We start from the raw sequence: 12,149 nt of genomic DNA, 5'->3' as shown, positions 1-12,149 counted from the left end.
TTCAGGCCTTTGTCTGAAGGTATTTTAGCGCAGCCAGTACTTTTGGGATTTCTTTTACCCGGGCTTCGGTCCAGAAGTATCTGTCAAGATAGGCCGAGTTATTCAGTATTACCGAAAATATTTGGGTAGTGTCTTTTATTTCGAATTTTAACGTAAGCTCATTCGAATTAAAAATATATTTCACCGTTTTCTTTTTACCGGCCGAAGAACCAAGATTCGGTATTACATATTGTTCCAACCAGACGATCATGTCATCTATTTCTTCCATGCCTACCCAGGCATCTTCTTTTACCCTGAAGTTATCTGTATTTTGTTGGGTTATCAGATATTCGGTCGTAACATTCAGCCCATAGATTTTCGTATGCTGCTTCAGGTCTACAATTTCAGCCGGATAAAACTGTACCGTTTCATTCCACCCCGATTTAAAAATAGCCGATTCATTCTCATCCAGATTGATCTGAATATAGCTCGACCTGTCGATAAACTCAGAGGCAGAAGATAATTTTTCGTTTTGCGCGGCACATTCCACACCTATAATAATAAGGGCAAACAGGTACAGGTTTTTCATAAGGAGATTGTTTTATAGTTTTTAAACTGCAAAACAAAAGTTATTCCAATATTGAATTTAGTGTACAAAAGTTTGTAATTTAAAATCTGTCTTTTGGTATTTTGATGTAATTTAGCACCATGAAATTCTTCAAAAACTTAACCGCACGCTACCCTCTCCTTAAAATACTGGGGAACAGATATGTATTGGTTATTATTTTTGTAGGGGTATGGTGGTTCTTACTGGATAATTACTCTTATTTTGAAAACAGGGTACTCGACAAAAAGATCGAAGAACTGGAAGCCAATAAACGTTATTACATCCAGGAGATAAAAAAAGACAGCATCAGTATAAAACAGCTGAACAACACCGACCAAACCGAAAAATATGCGCGTGAGAAATACTACATGAAACGCGAAAATGAAGATGTTTATATCATAGAATTTGAAGATAGTATCCCGGCAGACGAACAGGGTACAAGATCTCTTTAATATATTCCCGCATGAGCGACAAGCTATTTAATGAATTTGAACCCGTTACTTCCAAACAATGGAAGCAGCAGATACAGTTTGAGCTGAAAGGCGCAGACTATAATGAAACGTTGGTTTGGGAAAGTCCCGAAGGCATTAAGGTAAAGCCATTTTATCATATAGACGAATTTAGGCAGGGGCCTGCCGTTGCGGGTAAAGCTGCCGAATTTACCATTTGCCAGAATATATATGTTCACGATGCCGAGAAATCGGCAGGAAGGGCTATATCTACCCTTAAACGTGGTGCCGAAAGCATCCGTTTTACATTGGAGAACGAAAATGCCGACCTTACTACCCTGCTTTCAAAAGTACCTGACAGCACCCCTGTGTATTTTTATTTGGAATTCTTATCAATCGATTTCGTAAAAAAACTGGATGCTTTAGCTAAGGAAAGAAATGCTGATTTTTATGTTCAGCTTGACCCTATAGGGCAACTGGCAAAAGAAGGCAATTGGCATACCAATCTGGAAACAGATATTGAAGCATTAAGTACTATTGCCATAGCCTGCTCAAACATTCATTTCTTAAGTGTGGATAGCAGCCTGTACCAAAATGCAGGAGCAAACATTGTACAGCAGATTGCTTATGCTTTGGCACATGCCAATGAATACTTTAACCGCGTTGCTACCATCAACAAGCCTGTTGTGCTTCAGGTAGCCGTAGGTACCAACTACTTTTTTGAAATCGCAAAGCTGCGTGCCATGAGGACACTGTTTAACCTCATCGCGGCAGAATATGACCATACGTTCGACTGCCATATCATGGCCACTCCAACGAAACGCAACAAGACACTTTATGATTATAATGTGAACATGCTGCGCACCACTACCGAATGCATGAGCGCAATCCTGGGTGGTGCCAATACAGTTGCTAATCTTGCGTATGACGCGCTTTACCACAAAGACAATGAGTTTGGCGACCGTATAGCCCGTAACCAGCTATTAGTACTGAAACACGAAAGTTATTTTGATAAGGTAAACAATCCGGCAGACGGTGCTTACTATATTGAAGAACTTACGGAACAGCTTGCCGAAAAAGCCCTTGCTTTGTTTAAAGATATTGAAGCTAACGGAGGTTTCCTTACACAGCTTATGGAAGGGACTATCCAACGTAAGATACAGGAGAGTGCCGCCAAAGAGCAGGAGCTTTTCGATCAGGGCAAAGAAGTATTATTGGGTACCAACAAATACCCTAACAAGAACGACCGTATGAGCCATGACCTGGAACTATATCCTTTCGTTAAGACCAACCCACGAAAAACGCTTGTATCTCCCATTATAGAGAAAAGACTTGCGGAAAAAGTGGAACAGGAACGTTTAGAAAGTGAGAAGGTTAGCGAATAATCAAAATGATTATCTTTAATAAAAAGAAATATGGAAGCTATAAGACAATTCATAAAAGTAAATGGTCGTAATATAAATATTACCCTACCGGAAGATTTCAATGCCGATGAAGTAGAAGTAATTATTTTGCCATCTGCTAAACAATATAACCCTGTACCTGAATGGCAAATGCAGCAGGTTCGTGAACGCAGTGAAGCTTATCTCAAAAATCCATCATCGGCTGAAGATTTTGATAAAGCCATGAAAGATATTGAGGATGAATTATAAAGTTATCATTTTTTCGGAAGCAAAATTAGACGTTAAGGAAACTGCAAATTGGTACAACGATAAACAGCAAGGATTAGGAAAACGTTTTATCACAGCAGTAAAAAACGAAATATCAATTATTAGACAAAATCCGTTCCTATACGAAATTCGTTATGATGATGTAAGAACTGCTTTAATAGAAACATTTCCTTATTTAATTCATTTTGACATTATTAATCATACTGTATTTATAAAAGCAGTTTACCATACTTCCAGGGATTCTGAAATTTGGATTGAACGATAGACATGACAAGAAAAAACATACAACATATACAACTTAAGCCTCAGGCAGAAGATCAATCCGTGAACGCGGAGCAAAATTCTTTTTTGACTGCCGAAGGAATTGAAGTAAAAGAAAACTATTCTGAAAAGGATATCGAGAACCTGGAGCACCTTGCATTCGGTGCCGGCTTTGCGCCAAACCTTCGTGGGCCCTATGCTACCATGTACGTGCGCCGTCCGTGGACAGTGCGCCAATATGCAGGTTTCTCTACCGCCGAAGAAAGTAATGCCTTTTACCGACGTAACCTTGCAGCGGGTCAGAAAGGGCTTTCGGTAGCGTTTGACCTTGCAACGCACAGGGGTTACGACAGTGATCACGAGCGTGTGGTAGGTGACGTAGGTAAAGCCGGTGTTGCCATAGACAGCGTTGAGGACATGAAGGTGCTGTTTGACCAGATTCCACTAAATGAGATGTCGGTATCGATGACCATGAACGGTGCGGTATTGCCTATCATGGCCTTTTATATCGTAGCAGCCGAAGAACAGGGCGTTGCGCCTGAGCTTCTTTCTGGGACGATACAGAATGACATCCTTAAGGAGTTCATGGTGCGTAATACGTACATCTACCCTCCTGCCCCATCCATGAAAATTATCGCTGATATTTTTGAATATACAAGCCGCAAGATGCCAAAATTCAACTCCATCAGTATCTCAGGCTACCACATGCAGGAAGCCGGTGCTACTGCCGATATTGAGTTGGCATACACCCTTGCCGACGGACTTGAATACATCCGTACGGGACTTGCCGCAGGGATGAAAATTGATGAGTTCGCTCCGCGCCTTTCGTTTTTCTGGGCTATCGGGATGAACCATTTCATGGAAATTGCCAAGATGCGTGCAGGCCGTATGCTTTGGGCAAAATTGCTGAGGCAGTTTGAACCAAAAGATGATAAGTCACTTGCATTACGTACTCACTGCCAGACTAGCGGATGGAGCTTAACCGAGCAGGATCCTTTCAACAATGTGGCGCGTACAGCTATCGAGGCTGCCGCTGCTGCCTTTGGAGGAACACAGTCTTTGCATACAAATGCACTTGATGAAGCTATTGCCCTTCCAACTGATTTCTCTGCACGTATCGCACGTAACACACAGATCTTCCTTCAGGAAGAAACCAAAATAACAAAAACAGTTGACCCATGGGCAGGAAGCTACTATGTAGAAAGCCTGACCGATGAGATTGCTAAAAAAGCATGGGCATTGATTGAAGAGGTTGAAGAACTGGGCGGCATGACCAAAGCCATTGAAGCAGGTATACCAAAACTTCGCATTGAAGAAGCCGCAGCACGCAAACAGGCACGTATAGACAGTAGTCAGGATATCATTGTTGGTGTAAACAAATACCGCCTTGAAAAAGAAGACCCGCTTCATATATTAGACGTAGACAACCAGATGGTGCGCCGTCAGCAGATAGAGCGCCTTGACCAGATAAAAGCGACACGCGACAGCCAGAAAGTGGCGGCATGCCTTGCAAAGCTGACTGAGTCAGCTACAACAGGCAAAGGCAACCTGCTTGAACTTGCTGTAGATGCGGCACGCAACAGGGCTACTCTGGGTGAGATAAGCGATGCGCTTGAAACGATTTTCGGAAGGTATAAAGCACAAATTAAATCATTTAGCGGAGTGTACAGCAAAGAGATCAAAAACGACGAGAGCTTTGAAAAAGCAAAACAGCTTGCTAATGAATTTGCAAAGCTGGAAGGCCGACGTCCAAGGATAATGATCGCCAAAATGGGACAGGACGGACACGACCGTGGTGCCAAAGTAGTAGCTACAGGTTATGCCGATGTAGGCTTTGATGTGGACATTGGCCCACTATTCCAAACACCGGCTGAGGCAGCTAAACAAGCCGTTGAGAACGACGTTCACATTCTTGGGGTATCTTCATTAGCCGCAGGGCATAAAACGCTTGTACCACAGGTTATTGAAGAACTTAAGAAATATGGCCGTGAAGATATCATGGTTATTGTGGGCGGGGTTATCCCGGCACAGGATTACCAATACCTGTTTGATAGTGGTGCCGTGGCGGTATTTGGACCTGGTACCAAGATCAGTGAGGCAGCTATCAAAATACTTGAAGTACTTATAAAAGGATTTGAAGAGTAATATATACACCTGATGAGTTCGCTTATCAGGTGTTTTTTTTATTTATCTATGCCAAACAACAAATACATCCTGATTTTATTATTGCTGTTACCTTTCTTATGTTTCAGCCAGATTAAGACTGTGAAGCTTAAAACGAACGACATTCCAAAAACAATAAGTTACAAAGGAACCGTTGTTGCTGCAATACGTTACAATGACAAGGTTGGTGACAACATACTTCTTGCGACTGAAAGTGGTACTATCGATGATATAAAAACTACTGATACGTCACCTACTGATAGTGCCAGCATTACAGCTTATCTTTATACATTTAAAGAAGGAAACTGGGCATTAAATTGGAAAATATACGATTTTGTAGAAGAGTGTCCGGTAGATATCGAACTGAACTTCATTACACCGGCTATATCTGTTACCGACCTGAATAAAGATGGTAAAGCTGAAGTATGGGTAATGCATAAGGTGGGTTGCCATGGCGATGTAAGCCCTGTCAGCATGAAACTCATCATGTATGAGAATGGAAAAAAATACGCGATGCGTGGCGAAAACAGGGCTCATGTTGGTTATAATGAATATTTGGGAGGCGAGTATACTTTTGACACCGTTTTCAGGCAAGGACCTAAACAGTTCAGGGATTATGCTACACAACTTTGGAAAAAACACATTTTGGGCAAATAACCATTGTCCCAATTGTACAATTTAGTGTACTCATAATTATTGAGATTTGTAATAAACAGATTTAAATATGAATACATTTCGTTATCTGATCACTTTTATTTCATCAGTTTTAATTCACCAATACTCACATTCACAAGAATATAAACAAGAATATCTTCAAAACAATTCGTCAGTTTTGGATGAAAGCTATGTGTTTCCCCTAAAGGATGCAAAGATCATAGGCTTTGGGGCTTATCACGGAAGTTCTTTAACTGAGATCGCAGAATTACAACTCTTACAATCGGTTCATAAAAGTCAGAATATCTCATTTTACTTTCCGGAAACCGACATCAGCCTGGCTCATTATTTTAATGAATACCTTAAAACAGGAAATGAAAACCTGCTAAAAGACCTGATTGAACATTATGGCACACGCATTCCACAGGAAAAGACCATTGATGTCCTGGAAAAATGGAAAGTACTAAAAAAGATTAATGATAAGCTCCCCGAAAAAAATAAAATTACCGTACTGGGTGCTGACCCGATTGTTACTTATAAATATACCTACAAGCACCTGTTGGAAATTATAAAAAACCACAGGCAATTCCCTCTGATAAACCAACTGGAAACCACGTTCCTAAAAGACACTACCGACTATTCCCCCTATTATGACAGCTATTCTAAAACACAATTAAAGTCATTTGTTGCCGACTACGATAAGAATTCGGGAAAATACCTTTCGTCTGTAAAAGAAAAAGAATTACTGGAACATATTATCAGGAATATAAAGACCAGCTTTGTGAGTTACAACCGCGAGAAAGAGATTTACAGCAACTACATAAACCTTAGAAAAATTTATTCTATTAAAAATCAGTTGCAATTTTTCCGTTATGGCTTTTTCCATCTGCTAAAAACTAAAGAAGGAAAACATGAGACTTTTTTTTCCATGCTCATCAAAAATAACATTTACCACAAAGAAAGTATCGTTTCTGTTTTAGGATACCTCACTGAATCGGAAGTGATGGTAAATACAAAATTTGACGACAACGATAATTTTACCAGTCAGGTAAATGAAGGTGGCAATGCCATTGGCGATGCTCCTGACGAATATTTTAAAGGCATCGATAACATTAAAACCAAAAAGCTTTCTGACCTGACAATTTTCTGGATTAATACACCTAACAGCCCTTACCATCAGGACACTGACCTTATTGAAGTTATTGAGATTCCGCAAAAAAGAAAGATTGATTATGGTAACAGCACTACGACTGACTTTATTGATTTTGCCATCCTTATAAGTAATTCGAAGGCTTCGAAAAGCATTTACAGCCAGCCTTAGTCATCTTTTAATGATTAATCATTATTTTTGAGTTACAAAAACGCATTACTATGGACATTAAAAAAGTATTTGAGAATAACACAGAATGGGTAAAGGCCCAACTGGAAAAACCGGATTATTTCAAAAACCTCGCTGCAGGCCAGGCGCCGGAGATCTTATACATTGGCTGCTCAGACAGCCGCGTAACGGCCGAAGAGCTTATGGGGCTACAGCCCGGCGATGTGTTCGTACACCGTAATATTGCCAATATGGTCCCTAATACCGACCTGAATGTGCTATCGGTTATCAACTATGCCGTACAGCATCTTAAAGTAAACCATGTGGTGGTTTGTGGGCATTATAACTGTGGCGGTGTTAAGGCTGCTATGGAACAATCTGATTTAGGTATACTCAACCCTTGGCTGAAGAACATCAGGGATGTTTACAGGATTCACAGGCGTGAGCTTAATGCTATTGAGGATATGGCAGCACGCTATGACCGGTTCGTTGAGCTTAATGTCCAGGAGCAGTGCATCAACGTTATTAAGGCTGTAGAGGTACAAAGAGCTATTATAGACAGGAATCTTACCGTACACGGTTGGATATTTGACGTAAGGACAGGAAAACTGATAGACCTTGCCATAGATTTTGAAAACATTACAAAGAACATATCCGATATATACAGGATAGATTAAATAAAAACGCCGCTGAATCCAGCGGCGTTTTTATTTGTATAATTTACATTACATATCAGTAATGATGAATTCGCTTCTTCTGTTTTGCTGATGCTCTTTCTCGGTACATTTTACCCAGTCGGCACATTTATTTACCAACTGCGATTCTCCATATCCTTTAGCGGTAAGACGTTTAGAATCGATGCCTTTTTTGATAATGTAGGCCATGATCTCACGCGCCCTGTTTTCAGACAATAGCTGGTTTTGATTTTCAGGTCCTCTCGAATCTGTATGCGACCTCACGTCAATCTTAACCGTTGGATATTCTTTCATGAAGGCAACAACCTTATCTAGCTGTATGGCTGCATCAGGACGTATATTATACCTTCCTGTATTAAAGTAAATCTGTTCAATACGGAATTTTTTTGCAAGGTCAAGACCTACTACCGGAGCAGCATTCTCATACAAGTTTGGCGCTTCAGGTACAATTACTTTCTCCGGCTTTTCCATTATGGCAGGGAGTACAACATCGCCTTCAAGCTCAGTAACTTCGGTTGCCAGCTCTTTAGGAAGATAATCCTGGGCAGCAACTTTTACAGTATATGCTTTTTCGCAGTCAACGCCAAAATAATATATACCATCCTGAGCGGTAACAATCTCTTCTATAATATTCTCGTCGGCATCATACAGGGCAACTTTAGCACCCGTAATAGCCTTCTTGGTTTCTTTATCAGATACAATACCCGATATGAACTGCCTGCAGGTAAAATCTAATGCAATATATTCCGTAAGGCTATATACATCATCATAACCGATACCACTCGTCCTGTTAGACGAAAAATATCCGGTACGGCTTTCTTCGTTGATGATAAAACCAAAATCGTCAAAGTGGCTGTTAATTGGTTCACCTACATTTAAAGCTTTCACATAAGTACCGTTTGGCTGTAGCTGAGCTACAAATACATCGAGCCCGCCAAGGCCGGGATGCCCGTCTGATGCGAAATAAATTTTTTCGTTTGTTACAAAAGGAAATGTTTCCCTAGCTTCTGTATTAATGCCTGGGCCAAGATTTTCAGGATTCCCAAAAGTACCATCTTCATTAATGCTCACACTGTAAATATCAGACATCCCATATCCTCCCGGGCGATCTGAGGCAAAATACAATGTTTTCTCATCCGGGCTAAGGCATGGATGGGCAGTATTATAGCTATTGCTCGTAAACGGAAGTTCTTTTATATTCTTCCATTTGTCACCATCAGCTTCGGCGCGATAGACCTTAAGAAGGATGCGGTCTTTATCATCTCTTTGCAATTTCCCGTCATTAAAGTTATTACGGGTAAAATACATTACTTTTTTGTCTTTGGTAAATACAGGTGTAGACTCATGGAGTTTTGTCTGTACATTATGAGAGAACTTCTTAGGCTTTACCAAATCTCCTTTGGGAGTAATGTCGGCTATATAAAGCGCAGTAAACGATTTATTGGTCCATTTGTCCTTTCGTGTTGTCACGCCAAGGCTGTCCCTGTTTGAAGTAAAGACTACCTGATTATCGCCATAAAATGTCGCGCCATAATCAGAGACTATACTGCTGGCTGTAGTAATCTTAACCTTGTACCTGCCTGAATTGCTTTCTATGGCGTTCTTGTAATTCCTGTTTTTGTCAAATAGTTCAGCACGTTGGTCATCACCTTTAAGTAAATTGAACTCATTCATCATTTTATCGGCATCGTCATACTTACCAACCGTTTTTAGCGACTGCGCCAAACGATAATAATATTCCGGTTCAATAACTTCGTTCTTTAGCTTAAAAAGTTCCCTGTACCAGCGTATTGCCTGATCTGCCTCATTCATGGCATAATAAGCGTCGCCAAGTTTTTTATACAATGAAGCAGTCCTGTATCCTTTCGCCTCAAGTTTACTGTAAACCTTTATGGCTTCTTCATAATTGTATTTTTCTGTAAGGGTTTCAGCTTTTTCCATTTTGCCTACTCCTTCTTGCTCTAACTTTTCTCTCTCCTTTTTTTGCTTAGGAGTTTCTTTTATCTTTTTTTCCTGTTTAGGCGTCTCCTTTGTCTTTCTTTCCTGGCCGTTCATCGCTACACACGTAAAGAGCAGGCATGTGAAAAATGCTATATAGTATAATTTTCTCATTATGGTTAGAAGAATCGGGGGTTCATAACCTTTTCATATTTCTTGAACAGCTCAAAACGCAGGAATAACTCGTGCGAACCTGAGTTATAATCGGCCAGTGCCGTAGTTTCAGTATCATAAGTATAACCTATAAACAGCTTATCGTTAATCTGGAATCCGGCAAGTAAACTTACAGCTGCATCCCAACGGTAAGCTACACCAAGGGTAAACTTATCGTTGTATAGTACGTTAGCGGTAATATCTAACTGAAGCGGAGCACCCTCAACTATTTTAGCCAATGCTGCAGGTTTTAACTTCCAGTTATAGGCAAGGTCAAAAACATGGCCTCCCATCGCATAAACGTGGAAACGTTCTTTAGCGACCGAGATATCATTATGCTCATAATGCTGTGTCTCCAGAATATTAGGAACTGACAAGCCTAAATAAGTACTTTCAGAATACAGGTAAGCACCTGCACCTACGTTAGGTGTAAGCTGGTTATTAATATTGCTTTGAAACCTTGGGTCGCTTGGGTCGTATATATTCAGCTTGGTAAAATCTACATTGAATAATTGTAGCGAACCTTTTATACCCAATCCCAGTTTGTAGTAGTCATTCACTTTTACTGTATACGAGAAATCCGCTGCCAGATTATTGGTATCAGTAGGACCAATCTTATCGTTTGCAAATGTAATACCTATACCAACATTTCTTCCTACGGGAGCATTTACCGAAGCGGTATTTGTAACCGGTGCTCCGTCAAGTCCCACCCATTGCGCCCTGTGCATCAGGAAAAAACTGGTGGTTCCGCGGCTTCCCGCATAACCCGGATTAATGTTTATAGGATTGTACATGTATTGCGTATACTGGGGGTCCTGCTGAGCTACTGAAACATTACTGCAAAGTGCTGTAAGAAGGAGTATAATAATACATTTAAATTGTTGCATTCTCATTATTTTGTTATGGTATTAATCTGAACTTAAATACAAGTACCCGGCTTTTTTAATTTCTCTCGCAGGGATACCAGGCATTTCATATACATACTTAATTATGTAAAAATAAGTTCCTGTAGGCAATATTTTAGCTCCTGTAACAGTGGCCCTTCCGTCAGAGACTCCTCTGAAGACATTTCCGCTTGTATCATAACTTGCTGTTTCAAAAACTCTGACACCCCAACGGTTATAAATTTCTACCGTGTTTTTAGGGAAGTTTTTCAGGTTATCAATAACAAAATAGTCATTCTGTCCGTCGCCATCCGGCGTTACACCATTATAGATTACAATATCACCAGGGAGTATAACATCTGTCTTAACCCTTGCGAGTGCAAAAATACCATATCCTTTTACATTTACAACGGTGGTCACCGTGCCCTGAGTGGCGTTTACCGCATTTGCGACACCACCTTCGTCTACCCACACCTTTTCGACATCATCCCACCTCACAATATGGATCTCTTCGTAAGGCTGGCTTACGATCTCCGGAGAGGTAGTAGCTGTATCCCAGCTAAGTGTGATCATAACATCGGTATCGCTGCCTGCTTTATCTATCCTCCAGTATTCTTTGGTATCTATGATTTCTATGACACCTCTTTTTTTAATATGAGGGTGTATCTCATCAGAATTTTGCAGGTAATATTTACCGTTAAAGCTACTAGCCTGATCAGCAGAAGCAGAAATAGCAGCATACCTGTAATAGCGCTCATTATTGCCAATAGAATCCTGATCACCTATAGGATAGATAAATTCAGTACTTCCATTTTTAATGGCAAAACCGTCTACGTGGCTGTCGTTGCCCACATTACTGTGAGTTGCATTGTTCTCAAATACAATGATTCCCCCAAATACATCATCCTTGAGTACTCCATCTAAAAAATCTGCGTTGCCGCTAACCGAAATATCCCCAAATAAACGGAAAGCTGCTTCTGTTGCAGTGTTGTTTGGATTGTTGAACAATACATTATAAAACTCAGCCGGCATGCTGCCTGTTATATTCTGCTGTAAAAAACCTTCAAAGCGGGTATATCCTTCACCCTTGTTTATGTTATATGTTGTGATTCCGTCATTATTAAAATTACCGCGAAAAATTACTTCTCCGTTGTTCTCATATTCGCCCACGTCCTTATTATCAAAATCAGACATGATAGTCATAACAGTATTAGGGCTTACATATAATGTTCCCTGATTAACTGTTTGTCCTGTGTTTTGGGCAAAAATAACTGCCGAAAACATCACAAACACGATTAGTATTATACCTCTTTTCATT

At 40.4% G+C, this 12,149-nt stretch carries 12 protein-coding genes; 8 read left to right on the top strand and 4 right to left on the bottom strand.

The annotated features are described in order from the left end of the window. Nucleotide 1: 1 nt before the first annotated feature. Nucleotides 2-568 (bottom strand): hypothetical protein, encoded by a 567-nt coding sequence (locus tag ACX0HA_RS00075; protein ID WP_458843218.1) that lies wholly within the window; start codon nt 566-568, stop codon nt 2-4. Nucleotides 569-687: 119 nt separating this feature from the next. On the opposite strand from ACX0HA_RS00075, the gene ACX0HA_RS00070 reads away from it, so the two are divergent. The 8 genes from ACX0HA_RS00070 (at nt 688) to ACX0HA_RS00035 (ending at nt 7,778) form a co-directional block, all read left to right on the top strand. Continuing rightward, entirely contained in the window at nt 688-1,038 is a 351-nt protein-coding gene (locus ACX0HA_RS00070) for an FtsB family cell division protein (protein ID WP_458843217.1), read from the top strand. 11 nt (nt 1,039-1,049) lie between these two features. After that, nucleotides 1,050-2,420 carry a methylmalonyl-CoA mutase subunit beta gene (locus ACX0HA_RS00065; protein WP_458843216.1) on the top strand — a complete coding sequence of 457 codons (1,371 nt, stop codon included), beginning with the start codon at nt 1,050-1,052 and terminating at the stop codon, nt 2,418-2,420. A 30-nt stretch (nt 2,421-2,450) separates the two neighbouring features. Further along, nucleotides 2,451-2,687, top strand: coding sequence for a hypothetical protein (locus ACX0HA_RS00060; RefSeq protein ID WP_458843215.1), 237 nt, complete (start codon nt 2,451-2,453; stop codon nt 2,685-2,687). Then, nucleotides 2,677-2,970: a type II toxin-antitoxin system RelE/ParE family toxin gene (locus ACX0HA_RS00055; protein ID WP_458843214.1), complete on the top strand. Its 294-nt coding sequence runs from the start codon at nt 2,677-2,679 to the stop codon at nt 2,968-2,970. The genes ACX0HA_RS00060 and ACX0HA_RS00055 overlap by 11 nt, the downstream gene beginning before the upstream one ends. A 2-nt stretch (nt 2,971-2,972) precedes the next feature. After that, nucleotides 2,973-5,111 (top strand): methylmalonyl-CoA mutase, encoded by a 2,139-nt coding sequence (gene scpA / locus ACX0HA_RS00050; RefSeq protein ID WP_458843213.1) that lies wholly within the window; start codon nt 2,973-2,975, stop codon nt 5,109-5,111. 48 nt (nt 5,112-5,159) lie between these two features. Then, the gene (locus tag ACX0HA_RS00045) at nt 5,160-5,786 is read left to right on the top strand and encodes a M949_RS01915 family surface polysaccharide biosynthesis protein (RefSeq protein WP_458843212.1); all 627 of its coding nucleotides are present in this window, start codon (nt 5,160-5,162) and stop codon (nt 5,784-5,786) included. Nucleotides 5,787-5,853: 67 nt separating this feature from the next. Then, entirely contained in the window at nt 5,854-7,104 is a 1,251-nt protein-coding gene (locus ACX0HA_RS00040; protein ID WP_458843211.1) for a TraB/GumN family protein, read from the top strand. Nucleotides 7,105-7,154: 50 nt separating this feature from the next. Then, the gene (locus tag ACX0HA_RS00035; RefSeq protein ID WP_458843210.1) at nt 7,155-7,778 is read left to right on the top strand and encodes a carbonic anhydrase; all 624 of its coding nucleotides are present in this window, start codon (nt 7,155-7,157) and stop codon (nt 7,776-7,778) included. Between the two features lie 48 nt (nt 7,779-7,826). Here the strand turns inward: ACX0HA_RS00035 and ACX0HA_RS00030 are convergent, their stop codons facing one another. The 3 genes from ACX0HA_RS00030 to ACX0HA_RS00020 are packed head-to-tail and all read right to left on the bottom strand — an operon-like array spanning nt 7,827 to nt 12,148. Then, entirely contained in the window at nt 7,827-9,908 is a 2,082-nt protein-coding gene (locus ACX0HA_RS00030) for an OmpA family protein (RefSeq protein WP_458843209.1), read from the bottom strand. Nucleotides 9,909-9,913: 5 nt separating this feature from the next. Then, nucleotides 9,914-10,840 carry a PorP/SprF family type IX secretion system membrane protein gene (locus ACX0HA_RS00025; RefSeq protein WP_458843208.1) on the bottom strand — a complete coding sequence of 309 codons (927 nt, stop codon included), beginning with the start codon at nt 10,838-10,840 and terminating at the stop codon, nt 9,914-9,916. Between the two features lie 15 nt (nt 10,841-10,855). Next, on the bottom strand, nt 10,856-12,148 hold the full coding sequence (locus ACX0HA_RS00020; protein WP_458843207.1) for a gliding motility-associated C-terminal domain-containing protein: 1,293 nt from the start codon (nt 12,146-12,148) through the stop codon (nt 10,856-10,858). Nucleotide 12,149: the final 1 nt, after the last annotated feature.

This window comes from Flavobacterium hauense, from assembly GCF_054457175.1.
This window is presented reverse-complemented; position numbering and strand designations above follow the sequence as displayed.

What these genes read in the sequence shown, in the direction of transcription:
- ACX0HA_RS00070 (WP_458843217.1), top strand. Translation starts at nt 688, where the DNA reads ATGAAATTCTTCAAAAACTTAACCGCACGCTACCCTCTCCTTAAAATA.
- ACX0HA_RS00055 (WP_458843214.1), top strand. Translation starts at nt 2,677, where the DNA reads ATGAATTATAAAGTTATCATTTTTTCGGAAGCAAAATTAGACGTTAAG.
- ACX0HA_RS00045 (WP_458843212.1), top strand. Translation starts at nt 5,160, where the DNA reads ATGCCAAACAACAAATACATCCTGATTTTATTATTGCTGTTACCTTTC.
- ACX0HA_RS00035 (WP_458843210.1), top strand. Translation starts at nt 7,155, where the DNA reads ATGGACATTAAAAAAGTATTTGAGAATAACACAGAATGGGTAAAGGCC.
- ACX0HA_RS00030 (WP_458843209.1), bottom strand. Translation starts at nt 9,908, where the DNA reads ATGAGAAAATTATACTATATAGCATTTTTCACATGCCTGCTCTTTACG.
- scpA (WP_458843213.1), top strand. Translation starts at nt 2,973, where the DNA reads ATGACAAGAAAAAACATACAACATATACAACTTAAGCCTCAGGCAGAA.
- ACX0HA_RS00025 (WP_458843208.1), bottom strand. Translation starts at nt 10,840, where the DNA reads ATGAGAATGCAACAATTTAAATGTATTATTATACTCCTTCTTACAGCA.
- ACX0HA_RS00060 (WP_458843215.1), top strand. Translation starts at nt 2,451, where the DNA reads ATGGAAGCTATAAGACAATTCATAAAAGTAAATGGTCGTAATATAAAT.
- ACX0HA_RS00040 (WP_458843211.1), top strand. Translation starts at nt 5,854, where the DNA reads ATGAATACATTTCGTTATCTGATCACTTTTATTTCATCAGTTTTAATT.
- ACX0HA_RS00020 (WP_458843207.1), bottom strand. Translation starts at nt 12,148, where the DNA reads ATGAAAAGAGGTATAATACTAATCGTGTTTGTGATGTTTTCGGCAGTT.
- ACX0HA_RS00075 (WP_458843218.1), bottom strand. Translation starts at nt 568, where the DNA reads ATGAAAAACCTGTACCTGTTTGCCCTTATTATTATAGGTGTGGAATGT.
- ACX0HA_RS00065 (WP_458843216.1), top strand. Translation starts at nt 1,050, where the DNA reads ATGAGCGACAAGCTATTTAATGAATTTGAACCCGTTACTTCCAAACAA.